General features: G+C 53.4%; 15 protein-coding genes and 2 riboswitches. Of the genes, 11 read left to right on the plus strand and 4 right to left on the minus strand.

What is annotated here, in order from left to right; translation table 11 throughout:
* Window positions 1–6 precede the first annotated feature (6 nt).
* The 8 genes from AC0YN3_RS25860 to AC0YN3_RS25895 all read left to right on the plus strand — a co-directional run bounded on the left by AC0YN3_RS25860 (window position 7) and on the right by AC0YN3_RS25895 (window position 9648).
* Window positions 7–2061: an iron ABC transporter permease gene (locus AC0YN3_RS25860; protein ID WP_475777802.1), complete on the plus strand. Its 2055-nt coding sequence runs from the start codon at window positions 7–9 to the stop codon at window positions 2059–2061.
* 109 nt (window positions 2062–2170) lie between these two features.
* Window positions 2171–2271, plus strand: a riboswitch (purine riboswitch).
* Between the two features lie 122 nt (window positions 2272–2393).
* Complete coding sequence (locus AC0YN3_RS25865; RefSeq protein ID WP_475777803.1) at window positions 2394–3779, plus strand: NCS2 family permease; 1386 nt, start codon at window positions 2394–2396, stop codon at window positions 3777–3779.
* A gap of 346 nt (window positions 3780–4125) precedes the next feature.
* Window positions 4126–4887 carry a 5-oxoprolinase subunit PxpA gene (locus AC0YN3_RS25870; RefSeq protein WP_475777804.1) on the plus strand — a complete coding sequence of 254 codons (762 nt, stop codon included), beginning with the start codon at window positions 4126–4128 and terminating at the stop codon, window positions 4885–4887.
* Between the two features lie 2 nt (window positions 4888–4889).
* Complete coding sequence (gene pxpB / locus AC0YN3_RS25875; protein WP_475777805.1) at window positions 4890–5645, plus strand: 5-oxoprolinase subunit PxpB; 756 nt, start codon at window positions 4890–4892, stop codon at window positions 5643–5645.
* Window positions 5642–6655, plus strand: a complete 1014-nt coding sequence (locus AC0YN3_RS25880; RefSeq protein ID WP_475777806.1) for a 5-oxoprolinase subunit C family protein — start codon at window positions 5642–5644, stop codon at window positions 6653–6655. Before pxpB ends, AC0YN3_RS25880 begins: the two co-directional genes overlap by 4 nt.
* 164 nt (window positions 6656–6819) lie before the next feature.
* Entirely contained in the window at window positions 6820–7581 is a 762-nt protein-coding gene (locus AC0YN3_RS25885; RefSeq protein WP_475777807.1) for a DeoR/GlpR family DNA-binding transcription regulator, read from the plus strand.
* A 179-nt stretch (window positions 7582–7760) separates the two neighbouring features.
* Entirely contained in the window at window positions 7761–8612 is an 852-nt protein-coding gene (locus AC0YN3_RS25890; protein WP_475777808.1) for an EamA family transporter, read from the plus strand.
* Window positions 8613–8685: 73 nt separating this feature from the next.
* Window positions 8686–9648, plus strand: a complete 963-nt coding sequence (locus AC0YN3_RS25895; protein ID WP_475777809.1) for a metallophosphoesterase family protein — start codon at window positions 8686–8688, stop codon at window positions 9646–9648.
* Between the two features lie 84 nt (window positions 9649–9732).
* Here AC0YN3_RS25895 and AC0YN3_RS25900 read toward each other — a convergent pair whose 3' ends face one another.
* The 3 genes from AC0YN3_RS25900 to AC0YN3_RS25910 form a co-directional block, all read right to left on the minus strand.
* Window positions 9733–10656: a proline dehydrogenase family protein gene (locus tag AC0YN3_RS25900; protein WP_475777810.1), complete on the minus strand. Its 924-nt coding sequence runs from the start codon at window positions 10654–10656 to the stop codon at window positions 9733–9735.
* Window positions 10657–10756: 100 nt separating this feature from the next.
* Window positions 10757–11833, minus strand: a complete 1077-nt coding sequence (locus AC0YN3_RS25905) for a phosphodiester glycosidase family protein (protein ID WP_475777811.1) — start codon at window positions 11831–11833, stop codon at window positions 10757–10759.
* Window positions 11830–12261: a hypothetical protein gene (locus AC0YN3_RS25910; protein ID WP_475777812.1), complete on the minus strand. Its 432-nt coding sequence runs from the start codon at window positions 12259–12261 to the stop codon at window positions 11830–11832. Before AC0YN3_RS25910 ends, AC0YN3_RS25905 begins: the two co-directional genes overlap by 4 nt.
* Window positions 12262–12527: 266 nt before the next feature.
* Between AC0YN3_RS25910 and AC0YN3_RS25915 the strand changes: the two genes are divergently transcribed.
* The 3 genes from AC0YN3_RS25915 to AC0YN3_RS25925 all read left to right on the plus strand — a co-directional run bounded on the left by AC0YN3_RS25915 (window position 12528) and on the right by AC0YN3_RS25925 (window position 16010).
* Window positions 12528–14285, plus strand: a complete 1758-nt coding sequence (locus AC0YN3_RS25915; protein ID WP_475777813.1) for a stalk domain-containing protein — start codon at window positions 12528–12530, stop codon at window positions 14283–14285.
* Between the two features lie 126 nt (window positions 14286–14411).
* Window positions 14412–15395: a peptide-methionine (R)-S-oxide reductase MsrB gene (msrB, locus tag AC0YN3_RS25920; protein WP_475777814.1), complete on the plus strand. Its 984-nt coding sequence runs from the start codon at window positions 14412–14414 to the stop codon at window positions 15393–15395.
* A 45-nt stretch (window positions 15396–15440) separates the two neighbouring features.
* Window positions 15441–16010: a nitroreductase family protein gene (locus AC0YN3_RS25925; protein WP_475777815.1), complete on the plus strand. Its 570-nt coding sequence runs from the start codon at window positions 15441–15443 to the stop codon at window positions 16008–16010.
* A gap of 131 nt (window positions 16011–16141) precedes the next feature.
* Here AC0YN3_RS25925 and AC0YN3_RS25930 read toward each other — a convergent pair whose 3' ends face one another.
* Complete coding sequence (locus AC0YN3_RS25930; protein ID WP_475777816.1) at window positions 16142–17419, minus strand: glycoside hydrolase family 18 protein; 1278 nt, start codon at window positions 17417–17419, stop codon at window positions 16142–16144.
* A 408-nt stretch (window positions 17420–17827) separates the two neighbouring features.
* A riboswitch (purine riboswitch) is annotated at window positions 17828–17927 on the plus strand.
* Window positions 17928–18050 lie beyond the last annotated feature (123 nt).

Consider the following 18050-nt stretch of genomic DNA (forward strand, 5'->3'; position numbering starts at 1 on the left):
GAGCTCATGACGAACCGTAATAACGAAGCCTTACAGGGCATGATTGGGCGAATAATCATAGTATTCGGGGGCGGCCTTGCCGCCCTTTTCGTTCTGTTTATCCTTAGTCTCTGCTTTGGCGAAGCCCAAATACCGGCATCAACCGTATTTGACGGCCTTCTGCATAGACAGGATGTGATGGAGCATAACCTGCTTTGGGATATTCGGATGCCGCGTACCGTCATCGGAATTCTTGCCGGGGCTGCTTTGGCAGCGGCTGGGGCATTGCTGCAAACCATCACGAAAAACCCGCTGGCAGCTTCCGACACGCTCGGTATTAATGCCGGAGCCTACTTTATGGTCGTGCTCGGAATGGTCGCTTTTCCTGCCCTGCAGCATGAGGCTCCCTTTCTTTTGGCTGCGGTCGGCGGCTTCCTTGCGGCACTTGCAGCCTACTTCCTTGGCGGCGGCAGGGGAGCAACTCCGGTAAGGCTTGCGCTGTCGGGTATGATCGTTTCGATGGTGCTTGGCGCGTTTACGTCGGCTATTCATATTTTTAAGGAGACGGAAACGCAGTCGCTATTCCTTTGGGGCGGGGGTACGCTCATACAGCTGGATTGGAGCGGCGTTGAGTACGCTTGGCCGTTCGTGGCGATACTGCTTGCGATCTCGATATTCGCTGGGCGCCAATTCGATGCGCTCGAGCTGGATGAATCCACTGCCCGGTCTTTAGGCCAGAAAGTGGGATTAACCCGCGCTGGCGGGCTGGCTCTTGCCGTATTTATGGCGGCAATCGTGGTCAGCGTTGTAGGTCCGATCGGATTCGTCGGTCTTGTGGCTCCCCATTTGGTCCGCCTCTCTGGCATTCGCAAGCATCGCTTGCTTATTCCGGCGAGCGCGCTGTGGGGCGCGCTGCTCATAACGGCTGCGGATATACTGGCCCGCATGGTGCGCAGCAGCCTCGGCGAGATGCCCGTAGGCGCGGTCATGGCGATCATCGGTTCGCCTTGGCTCATTTGGCTCGTGCTTACCAAGATGAAGAACATTTCCGGATCGGGCTCTGGACAGTCGTCAATGAGTATCGGAGGCGCCCCGCTGCGCTTGCGGTTCGTTCCGACTGCAATCTCGATGACCGTATTGCTTGCCGTGGTTATACTCGTTAGCTTATCGCTTGGCGGAACAAGGATTCCAATCATGGAACTGCTCAGAAGCATTGTCTCGGCAGGCGATGATTCGTACTCCGTGCTTTTGAACCTGCGGCTGCCGCGGACTTTGGTTGCTGCAGGCGGCGGCATAGCGCTTGCCATTAGCGGCGTGCTCATTCAGAGCGCGGTTCGCAATCCGCTCGCGGACGCTTCCATTATTGGCGTTACCTCAGGCGCGGGGTTTGGCGCTTTGGTCGTGCTGGTCGCATGGCCTACGCTGCCAATCTTCGCGCTGCCGATTGCAGCGATCGCGGGAGGGGTTATCTCGGCAGCGTTTGTGTTTTTCCTGGCTTGGCGCAAATCGCTTAATCCGTCCGTTCTCATTCTGCTAGGCATCGCGGTATCCGCTATCGGCTCTGCCGGCATACAGGCGATGATCGTGAAGGCAAGCCTTTGGAGCAGCACGGCATTCGTATGGATAACCGGAACGACCTACGGCCGCGGTTGGAACCAATTTAACAGCATTCTTATTTTCCTGCTCATTCTCGTGCCGGCCGCTTATTATTTGGGCAAGAAATTCGATTTGCTCGCCTTTGGCGATGATAGCTCGACAGGCTTCGGCTTGCCGGTAAAAGGTACTCGCCTATGGGCGATGATCATCGGCGTATTGCTAGCCGCGGGTGCCGTGGCGAGCGTAGGAACGATCGGGTTCCTAGGGCTCATGGCGCCTCATGCGGTGCGGATGATGGTAGGCCACCACACAAGGCGCTCGATTATTCTATCGGGTCTGCTTGGCGGCTTGCTTCTTGTACTGGCAGATACCCTTGGAAGAACAGTAATGGCGCCGAAGGAGATTCCATCCGGACTCATCATTATGCTCATTGGAGCGCCATATTTTATGTTCCTCATGTATCGTTCGCTCATTAAGAAAAGATAAGCAGCAGGAAAAGGTTGCTAAAAACGAATGATGAAGATATTTATTGCCGTTAATGTTCGTAAAAGTTGTTGACAAAGTGGACATATTCTCTTTAAAATTGAAAACGGAAAACAACAACAGCATATTTTTTCGTATAATCTCAAGAATCGGCTTGAGAGTCTCTACTCGGTCACCGTAAATGATCAGGCTACGAAAATGGCGGAAAAGCTCGCGGCGGTCCAGCGGGTATACTTTTCCCCTTTTTGCAGAGCCTAGGAGAAATGCGTTTACTTGCATTTTTTTCTAGGCTTCTTTGTTTGTTCCACCACATTTTTGGGAGGTTTGTAATCAAAATGGAACGTTTCTTTCGCTTAAAGGAACACGGAACAAATGTCAGAACAGAGATTATGGCGGGGCTGACGACTTTCATGACGATGGCATACATATTGGCCGTCAATCCAATCATACTTACGCCGGCAGGCCTTGACTGGACAGCCGTATTTCTAGCTACGGCGCTTGCGGCAGGTATTTTCACCATTGCTATGGGCTTGTTCGTGAACTTTCCGGTTGCGCTTGCGCCAGGGATGGGGCTGAATGCCTATTTTGCTTCCGTTGTGATCGCATCCGCATCAACGGATACCCCGATCTCACCGGCAATGGGCCTGACGGCCGTCTTCATTTCCGGTATTATTTTTATCATTCTGACGCTGACGCAAATTCGCCAGATGCTTATAACGGCCGTTCCTGACAGCCTAAAGCATGCGATTACGGTCGGTATCGGCTTGTTCATCACCATTATCGGCTTGAAGAACAGCGGTATCATGACGATCGCCGTTTCAAGCTTCGAAGACATCAAGGCAGGCGTGTTCACGCCGGTTGGCGGCTCCGAAACCGTTATCCAGCTGGGCAGCTTCCACAATGAAACAGTCGTGCTGACGGTTATTGCGCTGCTTCTGATCGGCGTGCTGATGGTGCTTCGCGTACCGGGAGCCATTCTGTTCGGAATCCTCGGCACAACCTTGATTGCGATTCTTATCGGCCACGTTGACGTGAAAGCGGCTTTCAGCGGTCAGACATGGGTGCCTGATTTCTCCAAAATGAACTTCTGGCATTTCGACTTTGCAGGCGTGTTCGAGGTTGGACTCGTTACCGTCATCCTGACGTTTACGTTCGTCGAGATGTTCGATACGTTCGGAACGCTGGTTGGTACGGCCAACCGCGCAGGTTATATGAAGGATGCGGAAAAAGGCAAGAAACGAGTCGGCAAAGCGATGTTTGTCGATGCGATCGGCGTCAGCGGCGGCGCGGTGCTTGGTACGAGCACGGTTACGGCATTCGTAGAAAGCTCCGCAGGCATTGCGCAGGGCGGACGTACGGGCTTAACGGCGGTTACGACAGGCATTTGCTTCTTGCTTGCAATCTTCCTGTCTCCGATTGTGGCGCTCGTTCCTGGCGCGGCTACGGCAGCGGCGCTCATTATTGTTGGCGTGCTGATGATGCAATCCGTTAAGGACATTGATTTCTCGGATATGGTGTATGCGATTCCTTCGTTCCTTACGCTTGCGTTCATGCCGCTTACGTACAACATCGCGAACGGTATTTCGTTCGGTATCGTATCGTACGTGCTGCTTGCATCGGTAGCGAATGCAACCGGCAAAGGCAAGTACAAGGTTCACTGGCTTATGTGGGTGCTAGCGGTGCTTATTATCGGCCGTTACGTGTTTATGGGCGGAGAATAGTTTTATTGGCAGAGAAGCAGCGCTGGACCGGCGCTGCTTCTTTTTGCATTTTGGCCATATCGCTGAATGCATGAAGCGGGCAAAGGGCGAAGCTGGAGTTGGGAGTTAATTAAGAAAACATATGCCAAGCTGGAGTTGGGCGTCCAATTACTTAGACAAATGCTGAAGCTGGAGTTGGGAGCTAATTAAGAAGGCATATGCCAAGCTGGCGTTGCGGAACAACTAAGCAGTCATATGCCTCAAATCGGCGTCGTGAACGGATGAAGCAGCCTAATGCCCGCTGCCGCCAGATATTTGCTATAATTTGCGGTAAAGAACAAGCAGCAGCCGAAAGGAAGGTAACCTCATGAAGCGAATTGACCTGAATTGCGATATGGGAGAGGACTTTGGCGTGTACCGAAACAGCTTGGACAGCGAGCTGATGAAATATATTACCTCCGCAAACATTGCCTGCGGTTTTCATGCGGGGGACGCCGCGACGATTCGCCGCACGGTGAAGCTCGCGCTTGCGAACGGCGTAGCGATCGGCGCGCATCCGGGACTGCCTGATTTGCCCGGGTTCGGCAGGCGGGCGATGGCGATAACGCCGGCGGAAGCTTACGAGATGACGGTGTATCAGCTGGGTGCCGTTCAAGCGTTTGCGCAGTCGGAGGGCGGCGGGCTCGCGCATGTGAAGCCGCATGGCGCGCTTTATAATATGGCGGCAAAGGATAGGAAACTGGCGGATGCGATTGCAGAGGCCGTGTACAAGGTCAATCCGAGTCTCCTGCTATTCGGCTTGGCGGGCAGTTCGCTTATTCACGCAGGCAATGCGATAGGCTTGCGTACGGTGAATGAAGTATTCGCGGACCGCGCCTATGAGCCGGACGGGACGCTTGCGCCTCGCGGGATGGACGGCGCAGTCATTGCGGATGCAGCTCTCGCTGCGAAGCAAGCGATCGGTATGGTCAAGCATGGCGAGGTGCGGACGCGCCAGAGAGGCAGCATCCCCGTACAGGCGGATACGGTGTGCGTGCATGGGGATACGCCTGGTGCGCTGCAGCAAGTAAGGCAGCTTCGCGAATCGTTTGCGGCAGAAGGCATTGCAGTGATGAAGGCAGGGGATTAAAAATGGAGAAGCCGACGATCGAAAGGACTTGGTCCCTTGAACTGCTGCCGCTTGGAGACGCAGCGCTTCTTATGCGGGTAGGCAGCGCGATAAGCATAGAGACGCAGCAGCGGGTTCAGATGATCACAGCAGCGATAGAGGCCCGCCCGTTTGCGGGCTTTACGGAATGCGTGCCTTCTTTTGCCGCGGTAGCCGTTCATTATGACCCGCTGCTCGTTATGCGGAGCCGCTCTGGAGCCGAGCTGGCGCATGGAACGGTTTATGAAACGGTCAGTGCGCGTATGCAGTCGTATCTCAAGCAGGAATGGCTGAGCGAAGCAGCGCAATCGGCAAGAACCATTGAAATTCCGGTCTGCTATGGCGGAGAATACGGGCCCGATCTTGCTTTTGTGGCCAAGCATAACGGGATTACGGAGCAGGAGGTCGTGGCGATTCATACAGAAGCGGCGTATCTGGTGCATATGCTCGGCTTTGCGCCAGGCTTTCCGTATCTGGGCGGCATGTCGGAGCGGATAGCAGCCCCGAGGCGCCAAACGCCAAGAACGAGCATTCCGCAGGGAAGCGTTGGCATCGCGGGGAAGCAGACGGGCGTGTACTCGGTATCTACGCCAGGCGGCTGGCAGCTGATTGGCAGAACGCCGCTTGCCCTATTCCGGCCGCAGGAGCCGATTCCGAGCTTGCTCAGGCCAGGCGATTCCGTACGTTTCAAGCCTATAGGCAGCGAAGAATACATGTCTTACCTAGAAGGTGAACGATGAGCTTATCGATTCTTCGTCCAGGGCTCCTTACAACCGTTCAGGATCTTGGCCGGCATGGCTATCAGAAATACGGTGTTTTGACTAGCGGTGCCATGGATATGGGAGCGGCGCGCGCAGCCAACCTACTAGTCGGCAATGAGGAGCATGAAGCGGTGCTGGAGCTGACGCTCCACGGGGCAGAGCTGATTGCCGAAAAAGAGCTGCTGCTCGCCATTTGCGGCGCGGATATGTCGGTAACGGCTGACGGGGACAGCTTGCCGCTTTGGCGTCCCGTCCTCGTTCGCCCCGGCGTCGTCATAAAGTTCGGAGCGTGCCTATCGGGCTGCCGGTCCTACCTTGCTGTGGCTGGCGGGATCGATGTCCCGGTTGTTATGGGCAGCAGAAGCACTTATCTGCGCGGGGGGATCGGCGGTTACGAGGGCAGGCCGCTTAAGTCAGGCGATGTGCTGATTGCGAAGCATGCTGGATTGCTGTCGGAGCGAATGAAATCGCAGTTACGTGCCGGCATGGATGAATCCTTCGCCGCGCCTCTCTGGCATGCGAGCCATTTTGCAATAGCGGCTAGCTTGGCGGACCCTGTCATTCGCGCAATGACGGGGTCGCATTTTGAACGATTAAGTGTCGACAGCCAGGAGTCGCTCTTTCGACAAACGTACCAAATCGCGGCGCAGTCCGACCGCATGGGCTACCGGCTTGAAGGTCCGCATAAGCTAGCGCTCGCTTCGCCGCAGGAGCTACTGTCGGAGGCGGTCGCAAACGGCACCGTCCAGCTTCCTGCCGACGGCAATCCCATCGTCTTATTGCCTGATAGGCAGACGACCGGCGGTTATCCGCGCATCGCGCAGGTCGCCTCGGTGGATATTCCGGTATTTGCGCAGTTGAAGCCTGGCGATCGTTTCCGCTTTGAAGCCATTACGCAGCAGGAAGCGGAGCGTCTCTATCTGCACAGCGAGCGCGACATGCGAATGTTGAAGGCAGCGATATCGTTAAAGGTTAACGCAGCTAACTAATTCGGCAAAAATACCGTTTGCACCCACATTCGCCCTCTGCATGCAAGCTTCAGGCTTACGAGGGTGTCTATCGGTTAAGCTCCCCAGATTGATTTATGGTAGACTACTTATCAGAAGCATGGAAGATCGGAAGTTTTGGCATAAAGGGGCGAGGGCAATTGTTTGTGCAGCAGCGACAACAAATTATTATCCAAAAAATAAATGCGGATAAATCCGTTCGCGCATCGGAGCTTATGGAAACGTTCGGTGTTTCATTCGAAACGATACGACGCGATCTGGAGCATTTGGAAAATGCCGGATATTTGCAGAGGGTTCATGGCGGCGCGATTCTGAAGGAGCTGGACTACAGCACCGAAATTCCATTGCCGATTCGCGAATCCATCTACTTGACGGAGAAGACGGAATTATCGCAGCTGGCTCTGCGGTATGTAACGGAAGCGATGTCCATTGCACTTGACGTCAGCACCACGAACACGCAGATTGCAAAGGCGCTTAAGGCAAAGTTCGATAAACTGACGATCATTACGAATTCTCTTCCGATTGTGAATGAATTAATCGATATGCCGGGTTATACGCTGGTTATGATCGGCGGCGTGATCCGTCAAGAGGAGCAGAGCATCATCGGTGATCTGGCTGAGGAATTCGCATCCCGCTTCCACGCAGACCTTTTTTTTATGAGCATGAGCGGAGTTACGTTGGAAGACGGCATAACCGATAATGCGATTGGCGAGGTGCAGGTGAAAAAAATCATGCAGGCGAAAGCCAAGCGCACAATTGCCCTTGCCGACAGCAGCAAATTCGATCAGGTTTCCCTCCTTAAGGTGTGCGGCTGCGGAGAGGTTGAACGCTTCGTGACGGATTCGAAGATAGACCCGGGCATCGTCGCGAAATACAAACAGAGCGGTATTGAGATCGTTTATAAGTAGGATAGATTAAGCAGAAGGATTCAATATGCAAAAGGGGCTTCGATGTCCGTTAGATTCTTGGCGAATAGCCGAGAGTCTTTTTTTTTTGACAAATGTGTATTTTATATTAAGTTATTGTAAACATGTGTGTTTGTGTGTTATTGTGTTGGAATATAAGGGTTGGAGGAGTTGTTGCTTTATTGTTCGTTATCTCTCTTAGTCTGGTGTTGTGCTCCGGGCTGGCTCATGCCGTTTGGAACATGCTGGCGAAGCAAAGCACCGATAAAGCGGTTTTCTTATGGGTGATCTACATGCCCGCGACCCTTCTCTTGCTGCCGGTACTGATCAAAGAATTAGCCAGCCTGTCCTTGGCGCTGCCGATTTGGCTGTTAATCGGCGCGTCGCTGATGATGCAGAGCATCTATTCGCTGCTGCTTGCCTACACGTATAACGCCGGCGACTTATCGCAGGTGTATCCTGTCATGCGGGGTACGCCAACCCTGCTTATTCCGGCGTTTGGGGTTATCTTGTTTGACGAAGCCTTGCCATTATGGGGCTGGGTCGGTCTCTGTTTTATGCTGGCCGGATTCGTCATCATGCTTGGCAGATCCGCGGGCAAGGGGCAGATTGCTGTCCTTAAGCCGATGCTGCTGGCTGTAAGCGTCGGGCTATGCATCACCGCGTATACGCTTATCGACAAGGCGAATTTGCAGCATCTCTCACCGCTGGCGCTGCTGGAAGTGACGAACATCGGGTTCATGCTTGGGCTGACGCCTGCGGTTGCTCGTTCCGGCCGCCTAAGGCAGGTTATCCGTACGCATTCAAATCGGATATGGATAGGCGCAATTTTGTCGCCGGGCTCGTATTTGCTTTTTTTGCTTGCTGCGAGAAATGCCAATGTTTCAACCGTCGCTCCCATGAGGGAGGTCGGCATCGTATTCGGCACGCTGCTTGGCCTAATCGTGTTGAAGGAGTCGCAAGGAATGCGAAGAATTACGGCATCGGTCGCCGTTGTGATGGGCATCATCATGATTGCATCTTCTGGACATTGAAGCATGATGATTGCAGCCTGCGGATATTAAAGCATTGCGTTTAGCTATTTATTGGAGAGGGAGTAGGATAAAGATGGCGAACGATAAAGAGCTGCGTTTTCGCGAAGACGGCACTTTTACCATTGTCCAATTTACGGATATTCACTGGCAGGACGGAGGGGAGCCGGACCAGCAGTCGAAAGCAGCGATGGAGCTTGTGCTTGATGCCGAACAACCGGATTTCGTTATGTTTACGGGGGATGTCATTTATACGGGCAAGCATGCGGACGGCTCCTGCTCCTGCGACGATCCGAGACAAGCGTTGCGGGATGCGGTTGAAGCGGTAGAGCAGCGCAGCCTGCCATGGGGGATCGTATTCGGCAACCATGATACGGAGAACGACATTACCCGCGAGGAGCTGATGGACGAGGTGCTGAAGCATGCACATGCTTTAGCCGAGCCTGGACCGCTCGATATCCATGGTACGGGCAACTACGTGCTTCCCGTCTTCGGAGCAGATCAAGATCAAGCGGCTGCCTTGCTCTACTGCCTCGATTCCGGCGCATATTCCCGTCTGCCCAGCGTGCCTGGCTACGATTGGATTCATCATGACCAAGTGCAGTGGTACTTGGAGAAGTCCCGGGAATGGGCTGGTCGGACGCAGGACGGTGTGTTGCCCGCCATCGCCTTTTTTCATATCCCCCTCCCGGAATACCAAGAGGTATGGGACAAAGGAATATGCTACGGCGATAAAAACGAAGAGGTTTGCGCCGCACAGACGCAAGCTGGTTTCTTCTCGGCCATGCTGGCGCAAGGCGATGTGACGGCAACCTTCTGCGGGCATGACCATACGAACGATTATTGGGGCGAGCTATACGGGATCCGCCTTTATTACGGACGGGCAACCGGGTACAATACCTATGGCAAGGAAGGCTTCCGCCGCGGCGCCCGCGTTATCCGCATGACCGAGAACGAGAGCAACGTGGATTCGTGGCTGCGTTTAGCTGACGGCTCTGTCGTTCGCGATCAGCCGGAGCATCGTCCATTGATCGGTTGAGAGGCAAGCAACAGCAGACCCAGCTATCCAGCAAAAGATCCGGAAGGAAAAAAAGCTGAAGCCCGCTCAGGCTTCAGCTTTTTTTTAGAACATATGTTTAAGCACCAGCATCAGGTTAGCGGGCTTCTCCGCAAGACGGCGAGTGAAATAGGGATACCACATGCTGCCGTAAGGAACATAGCAGCGAACCCGATATCCTTCCTTGGCAAGCTGGGCCTGCTCATTCATTCGGAGGCCATAAAGCATTTGGAATTCAAATGCGTTTTTTGGAATCCGGCGCGAGCGCGCGTAAGCTTTCGTCCAGCTGATGATTTCATCGTCATGCGAGGCAATGGCGGTGTAGGCGCGTCTGTCCAAATGCTGCTTGATCATGCTTTTGAAGCTATCCATGACTTCGGCTTTGGTCTGAAAAGCAACATCTGCGCTCTCTTTGTAGGCGCCTTTGACAAGGCGAAGGCTAATTCGCGCTTGCAGCAATTCCCTGACGTCCTTCTCCGTTCGGAACAAATAAGCCTGCAGCACCGTTCCCACATTCGTAAGCCCCTCGGCATGAAGCCGCTTGACGATATCGATGGTGGGCTGGGTATACGGCGTGTTCTCCATGTCGATGCGAACAAAGTTGCGATGGCGCCGCGCATGCTTCACGACTTCCCGGATGTTGGCGTAACAGGCGGCTTGATCGAGCGCGAGTCCCATTTGAGTCGGCTTCAACGATACGTTGGAGCTTGCCTTCCGTTCAGCAATGCCCTCGATGAGCGTCAAATATTGCGTTTTATAGGCTTCCGCCTCGCTAATATCACGTATGCCTTCCCCAAGATGGTCAAGCGTTGCCATAATACCGAGCTCGCCTAGCTTCTCAATCTCATCCAAAGCTTCGCTTAAGATTTCTCCTGCAATAAACCGGCCAGCAAGCTTCTTTCCGAAGCTGGTAGCAGAAAGCTTCTCTACTAGAGGCATGCCCGTAACCGTCAATAATGATTTGCGATACCATGTCGATCCGATACCCATCCGTGCTGCTCCTTTCCGAAAAACGTTAGTAGGAGTCTGAATCGGGAAGCTCGGTATTAGTATATTCAGAAATCATCATCAAAGCGCCAGGCTAGCCTAATTATTTGAAAAACAGAAAATGCGTCGGCAGCTTGCGAAGCTGTCCGTCCGATGGCTTGTTGATGACGCGGCCGTTAAAAATAAGCGAGGAAGAGCCGCCGCCGTCCAAGTTGTAGCCGTCCACGGCTCCATAGCGCTGCAGCAGCAGCTGCATTTCGCTAAGCGTGGCGCCCGAGCTTCCTGCTCCGTTGTAGCCGTCGGCTACGATAAACAGCAGTTGATCGTCCTTATAATTGGCTACCACGGTCCGCGGCGCACGCTTCGGGCTCGTTTGCCATTTCGCGGGAATCGTCTGCGGAGCACCGTTCCGCATCAGGACGGGCACAAAGGATGCCCCGAATCTTGGGTTCTTGGAATCGAGCTGCTCCTTGCTTGCGAACTTCCCGCCGATCAGCTCATTCTGGTCATTAAGGCCGACGAAAAACAAATCCGCATGAGGCGGCTCGAAGCCGGTCGCATAGCTTCCGTCTACAATGGTTGTGCTCAGCGGATAACGTTTGCCGCGTCCGTCCGCGAATCCGCCGGCATTCACGCCGGCGATGGCACCATGCCGGTTGACGGCAGCAAGCGTGGATTCCGCTTTTCCAAGCTCGTCGCCGCCGAGCGTCATGGTCATTGCATCCTTGCTTTTCAGCTTTACCTTCAATGCGTAAGCCGTGAAGTTTTCGGCTTTTATGTAGAAGAGCTGTGCCCTCAGCTTCTCGGATTCGACCGTTGCAGCGGCGCTGCCAAGTCGCCTTGTCACGTTGCGGTCGTAAATCTCAAGCGGCCTCATGGCCTGAGAAGAAGCGACAGATGCGATTTGTGCCATGTCGGCATTCGTCTGCTTGTACAGCTTGAGCTGCCTTTGGATCGATTCCCTCGTTTGGGAGGCGGTCTGCTGAGCGAGATCCAAGCCTGCTGCAGCATGGGTAATATCGGCTCCGGACAGCCTTGTTTGCTCCGTGACGGGCTTTGGAAATGCGTCCGTAGACAGCTGGATGACGATATCGGATAAGAGCAGCCAGATCATTATGCCGAGGAATGGAGCGCATGCAAGCAGGGCGGTCCGGTTCAAAGCTTTGACGGTCATATTCATTTGAGCACGTCCAAGCTTTTCTTCAGCTCGTCCAGCTGCTTTTTAACCTCGTTCAGCTGCGTGTACAGCTTGTTGCTGTTGTCCGTCTTTGAGGCTGCATTATCCTTCGTGAAGGTAAGCAGCTCGTTCAGCGCATCGACCTTCGCTTTCAGCTCGCCGAGGTCAGCCGTATAATCGGTTTCGAGCTGCAGCATGCGAGCTTCGTAGGTTTGCTGCATGGCGGCAATCTGACTGGCCGTTTGCCGTTCGAGATCGGCTGAAAGCGTCTGTTGAATGCGCTCGGTATACCATTTCGCCCCTAATATGCCGGAGCATATAATAATGACCCATACGCAAACGAAGAGGAAAAACGTACGGTTTCCTCTTTTTCGGCGTGTCTTTTTGTCGGTTTGGCTGGCAGTGCGTTGTTCCAAAATCAAATCACTCATTCTATTCATTCACCTCTCTTGGTAGTCACTTGCACGAAAGATCGGATGAACGAACTGCAAGCTCGGGGGTACATTCTTTTAGACAGCAATTGCCGCCAAATAGTTGCGAATGTCATCTTATTGTAACAAAGAGAAACGAAGCTGTCCCCTTAAAGGAGTGGAAAATAAATGTAAATTTCAATATTCAGCGGAACATTCTTGCCACTATGCGCGTCTAACCGTAAGGGATGCAGCAGTCGACGCTGTAAATTTGGAAGGAGAACAGGATGAGCAACTTGAATTGGATGAAACGAATGGCCAAGCGGATTGTAGTAGCCAGCTTGCTGGTGTCGCTTGTAGGGACAGGATTTGGTGCGAAGGAAGAGGCGCAAGCTGCGGAACGCCAGCCGATCAAAGTGGTGTTCGTACACGGCTCGAAGCAGATGAGCGTGAACGGCAAGACGCAGCAAATGGCAGCGCCGCTGCCGGTAGTAAAAGGAGTCACGATGATTCCAGTCCGTACGATTGCCACCTCAGTAGGAGCAAGCGTATATAACGATAGCAAGGGAACTCATATCGATACTTATTTCAACAAAGTCACTTTAAATAACAAAATGCGCGGCGCGGTCCGCAACGGCAGCTATGTGCTGCTGCCTGCCGCTGCTATGCAAATTAACGGCACGATGCACGTTCCTTTGTCCGCGGTGAAGCTGCTCTGGAATGCGAGCTATGTATTTAATGCGCAGCTCAAACAAATTAGCATTACGATCCAGCCGGAGCCCAATGTCGCGCCTGTAGCGAAGTTCAATGCGCCGCTTGAAGTAAAACTGGGCGAAAACATTGAGTACGAGGATCTTAGCTACGATCCGGACGGCAAAATCATCAAAACGAATTGGACAGGTCGCAAAAGCACGTATTTCGAGCCTGGGGTATACAGCGTAACATTAAGCGTCTACGATAATGAAGGCCTCGGCAGCGAGACCGTATCGCAGGATATTTACGTATCCGATGAGGTGATGTACACGCCTTATGAATATTACATGCGCTACGGTAATCCCGGAGACAAATTCGTCCTTGACGGGAAGCTGATGAATACGTTCAAAGAAGTGGACACGTTTGAATCCAAGAGCGGCCGGACTTTATACATGTCCAATGCCCCTGAGCGTTTCTTTGGTGAAGGATTGCTTTACGAGGATACGCTGGCCGATCCGAGCCGGTTGTTCCTTCATCATCGGAACGGCTCCGCAGAGCGGTTGAAGCTTGCGGTTGTCGTCACGAACAAAGGGACAGAGAGCGTTAAGCTGACTGTCGGCAATCGCGGCCTGGCTGGACCAAGCGTCAGCGCGCTGCAGTTCGGTTCCGCAGCCGTAAGCAGATATTTCGCGGTATCGCAGCCGCGCGAGATGATTATTGAGCCAGGCATGTCGATCAACCTCATGCCGGAGATGGAGAAAATCATCATGAATCCGGATGAAGGCTTCTCCGGTCTCATCGACGTCGACATGGATGGCGAATTAACTTTTTCGACAATGGCATTGCAGGAATACACCGACCCCGTTAGCGCGGTATTCATGCTTCCAGAGCTTGAGAAGGTTGGTAATCGAGGCAAGTTCTTCGATACGGATCAATACATTGAAGTGAATGAAAAGGTCGGCGTTACCGAAAGCAAGCTTCGCCTAGGCCAACGCGGTCCGGCGATGGCAGGCGTGGATGCGCTGACTGGCGGCATGACGATCAATGGCGGCGAGTACGGTGCCGTAACGACGATTAAGCTCAAGAATGTCGCGTATGGAACAAGAATCATTCTGAATCCGCGTGCCGGCGTCTTCCAAGGCGCGGTTACGGTGAACGGGAAAGTCGTATCTGTCCCGTCCGGCGGGCATGTGAAGGTAGGCGAGGGTGCGCTCCTGTATACGCAGCTGAAGCCTGAGGGAGCCGCAGGACAACAGAAGGCACCAGAGGTAACGATTCAATATACATCGCCAGGAGCAAGCTCCTTGCCGGTATTATTCGTATTTCTTCCAGCATCTGATTTCGCTAATTAACGAGTTGGGCTGTCTCCAAGGGGGTATGAACCTTGCGGAGCAGCCCTTTTTTGTTGTTCGCCTGCCTTGTCATGTATAATAGAGGGAGATTCGTCATCAATTGAACCATTTAGGAGGATGATCAGCATGGATCAACCAATTACAAATAACGGCGCAAGCCAAACCGAAGCGAAAGCCATGTTTGCCGGAGGCTGCTTCTGGTGCATGGTATCTCCCTTCGAGGAAATGCCGGGCATTATCTCGGTCGTATCCGGCTATACGGGTGGCCATACCGTCAACCCTACCTATCAGGAGGTTTGCTCGGAGACGACCGGACATGCGGAAGCGGTACAAATTACGTACGATCCGCAGGTTTTCCCATATGAGAAGCTTCTTAACATCTTCTGGATGCAAATCGATCCGACGGATGCAGGCGGCCAGTTCCATGACCGCGGCGAATCTTACCGGACGGGTATTTATTATTATGACGAGAAGCAGCGCGAGCTGGCGGAGGCTTCCAAGCAGGAGCTGGCCGCAAGCGGCCGGTTCGATCGTCCAATCGTGACCGAGATCGAGCCAGCGCAAGCCTTTTATCCGGCAGAGGACTATCATCAGGGCTATCATAAGACGAATCCGTACCGCTACAAAATGTACCGAAAAGGTTCAGGGCGCGACGCGTTTATCTCGCAGAACTGGACGGTGAAGAAGGATAAGGACGAGCTGAAGCAGCGCCTGACTCCGATTCAATACGAAGTGACGCAGAACAGCGGGACAGAACGCCCGTTCACGGGCGAATACTGGGATCACACCGAGGACGGCATCTACGTGGATATCGTCTCGGGAGAGCCGCTCTTCAGCTCTCGCGATAAATACGACGCTGGCTGCGGCTGGCCAAGCTTCACGAAGCCGCTGCAATCTTCCGCGGTAGCCGAGCATACCGATACGTCGCATTATATGGTTAGGGTTGAGGTTCGCAGCAAAGAGGGAGATTCTCACCTTGGCCACGTATTCGATGACGGACCGCAGCCAACCGGGCTCCGCTACTGCATTAATTCCGCGTCGCTGCGTTTTGTCGGCAAAGACCGGCTGGAGCAAGAGGGCTACGGCGAGTACCGCTATTTGTTTGAGTAATCCGAACGCAATTACCTCAATAAACGGACGGAGGCGTTAATTCATATGAACATGGAAGAAGCGATTCGCACGCGCAGAACCATCGGAAGAGTGAAGAAGGATCCGGTTGACCGCGCTTTGATCGAAAAGCTGCTGGATGCGGCTGTATGGGCGCCGAGCCATCATAATACGCAGCCTTGGTCCTTTATCGTCATGACGGGGGAAGGGCGGGGCCGTCTGGCAGAGGGCTACGCACGCGTGTCTGCGGCAGCGGTTCCGGAACTTAGCGGACAGGAGCTTGAGGATAGGCTGGCAAAGGAGCGGACCAAAGCTTACCGTGCGCCTGTTATCATCGCAGCCGTCTGCTCGCCTTCCGACGACCCGCGTGCCGTGCTTGAAGAGGAGCTGGCGGCAACGCAAGCTGCCGTACAGAATCTGCTGCTGGCTGCGCACGCGAACGGCTTGGGAGCGATATGGCGCTCTGGCGATCCGATGTACCATCCCTTGATGAGAGATACGTTTGGTCTAGCGGTTCAAGATCAGATTGTCGGCTTCATTTACTTGGGCTATCCAGATATGACTCCGCCTGAGCCGCAGCGTGTGCCAGCTACCGCGAAGACGGTTTGGCTAGTCTAAAATATGTAGTTGAAAAAGAACCTTCAGCTCCGCTTACAGCGGTGCCGAAGGTTCTTTTTGGCATTGTATGGGATTAGCCGATGTTGGCTAATCCTTGTGGGATAGATTCATTCGTGACAATTCTCAACACGCTACACAAGCTTCTTGATGGTAAAATTCGCTTGAAGCACATACCAATTTTGCGGAAACGGAACGCCAAGGACCCAGTAGCTGACGCCGCGCAGGTTATAGGCTTTTACGAGGTTGAACTTCGCCTGCACGCTGCGTGCGTCCTCATACCACACAACATGCTCTCGCCCTTCCTTGTCATAATAATGATAATAGGGCGATTGCCCTTCATCGTCGTATCGAATGTCGGCGCCGTATTGGTTAGCCCGGCTAACAGCCGCCTGCGGACTCACGGTAGGCGCCCACTTCCCCCCTTGCACGTATGGCAGCGTCCAGTCATAGCCGTACAGGGGCATGCCCATGACGATTTTTTGCGGGGGTATGACGCTCAGCGCATAAGTTACCACCTTATTCACTTCGTTCAGCGGCGCAACCGCCCGCGGAGGACCGCCGGACCAGCCCCACTCGTAAGTCATCAGAATAACGAAATCCAGGATGCGGCCCATAGCCTCGTAATCGTGGGCTTCGTATAGCGTACCGGTCTGAGCGGCACTTGTCTTGGGAGCGAGGCAAGCGGACACGAGCAGGTTCTGCGGATGGAGGCTGTCCACCAGCTTTTGCAGGAAAGCGTTGTAAAGCTCGCGGTCAGCCGGAGGGACATATTCGAAATCGACGTTAAGCGCCAGGTAGCCCTTCTGCTTCATTGTGGCAAGGATGCTCTCGATAACCGACTGCTGAAGCGGAGGGTTTCTCAATATGGCATGAGCAATGTCAGGGCTGAAGGTACCGTTCTCGAAATTGGTGATGACCATCATGGGAGCCGTTCGCGTTTTGTAAGCGGCGTTGATAATCGCGGAGTCATCGAGCGGCGTAATGGAGCCGTCCGCCTGCAGCCGATAGCTGAACGGGCTCAGATAGGTTAAGTAAGGACCGATTTCCTCGACGAGGGCAACGCCGGCAGCACCGAATTTTTCCGTATACGCATTGACCTCGATGCTCGGCTTTGCGGCTTGCGGAATGACAAGAACCTGGCCGGGATAAATGAGCGCTGGATTGCTAATGTTGTTGACGGCCGCTAGCTCCTGCAGCGAAACTCCGTACCGCCGGGCAATCAGCCACAGCGTTTCATTGACGAGTACCTTATGAACGGCCGCATCGGTCGGAATAATGACTGACTGCCCGATGACCAGTGGATCGGCAGCGTTTATTCCATTGGCATCCGCAATTTCTTCAACCGAAACATCGAATTGCTGTGCGAGCTTGTAGAGCGTATCGCCTTTTTGCACGACATGGATTTGCACCGTGGCTAGGCCTCCTCTATTTATTTTCTAAGCATCTCTTATATCTGTATTCGGCGAATTGGGTTCTTAGTCGGCAAAAGCATTTGTGAAAACGGACGTTTAGGCGGAAGCTTTGCCGCTTATAGGGAATAATAAGGGGATCAGCAAGAGATGGCTGCCAGGGATTAGCCATATTTCCGCAGAAGGGAACAATGAGGAGGAGGGTATCAAGCTTGCGGGATACCTGAGATGAGGCGATCCTCCTATAATTGGGTATTCCGCTCTGAATTATGAAGCGTTTTATTCAAAAAAACGAACCTTTATAAAACATTGTCTTTTAATGTTCGTATTTCATTGACAGTGTTAGGGGGATTAGATAAACTAGAATAGGTTTGAGGCGGAGCACTCCGCCGGAATTGAAATTCGTACTTTATTCATTTACATTAATCTCGTATATATTTGGGATAAGGCCTGAATGTTTCTACCCGGAAACCTTAATTTTCGGACTACGAGCAAGATGAGACGATAAGCGGTGCCGAAGCAGCTTTGGGACCGCCATACAGCAAGCTCGCAGCAAGCAGATGCCCGATTATTTGGACATAGGTTGCCTCTCTTACGGGGCAGCCTACTGCTGTCTCTATGGCAATGCCCA

It is taken from the genome of Paenibacillus sp. J22R232 (genome assembly GCF_056269165.1).

What these genes read in the sequence shown, in the direction of transcription:
- AC0YN3_RS25860 (WP_475777802.1), top strand. Translation starts at nt 7, where the DNA reads ATGACGAACCGTAATAACGAAGCCTTACAGGGCATGATTGGGCGAATA.
- AC0YN3_RS25865 (WP_475777803.1), top strand. Translation starts at nt 2,394, where the DNA reads ATGGAACGTTTCTTTCGCTTAAAGGAACACGGAACAAATGTCAGAACA.
- AC0YN3_RS25870 (WP_475777804.1), top strand. Translation starts at nt 4,126, where the DNA reads ATGAAGCGAATTGACCTGAATTGCGATATGGGAGAGGACTTTGGCGTG.
- pxpB (WP_475777805.1), top strand. Translation starts at nt 4,890, where the DNA reads ATGGAGAAGCCGACGATCGAAAGGACTTGGTCCCTTGAACTGCTGCCG.
- AC0YN3_RS25880 (WP_475777806.1), top strand. Translation starts at nt 5,642, where the DNA reads ATGAGCTTATCGATTCTTCGTCCAGGGCTCCTTACAACCGTTCAGGAT.
- AC0YN3_RS25895 (WP_475777809.1), top strand. Translation starts at nt 8,686, where the DNA reads ATGGCGAACGATAAAGAGCTGCGTTTTCGCGAAGACGGCACTTTTACC.
- AC0YN3_RS25900 (WP_475777810.1), bottom strand. Translation starts at nt 10,656, where the DNA reads ATGGGTATCGGATCGACATGGTATCGCAAATCATTATTGACGGTTACG.
- AC0YN3_RS25905 (WP_475777811.1), bottom strand. Translation starts at nt 11,833, where the DNA reads ATGAATATGACCGTCAAAGCTTTGAACCGGACCGCCCTGCTTGCATGC.
- AC0YN3_RS25910 (WP_475777812.1), bottom strand. Translation starts at nt 12,261, where the DNA reads ATGAGTGATTTGATTTTGGAACAACGCACTGCCAGCCAAACCGACAAA.
- AC0YN3_RS25915 (WP_475777813.1), top strand. Translation starts at nt 12,528, where the DNA reads ATGAGCAACTTGAATTGGATGAAACGAATGGCCAAGCGGATTGTAGTA.
- msrB (WP_475777814.1), top strand. Translation starts at nt 14,412, where the DNA reads ATGGATCAACCAATTACAAATAACGGCGCAAGCCAAACCGAAGCGAAA.
- AC0YN3_RS25925 (WP_475777815.1), top strand. Translation starts at nt 15,441, where the DNA reads ATGAACATGGAAGAAGCGATTCGCACGCGCAGAACCATCGGAAGAGTG.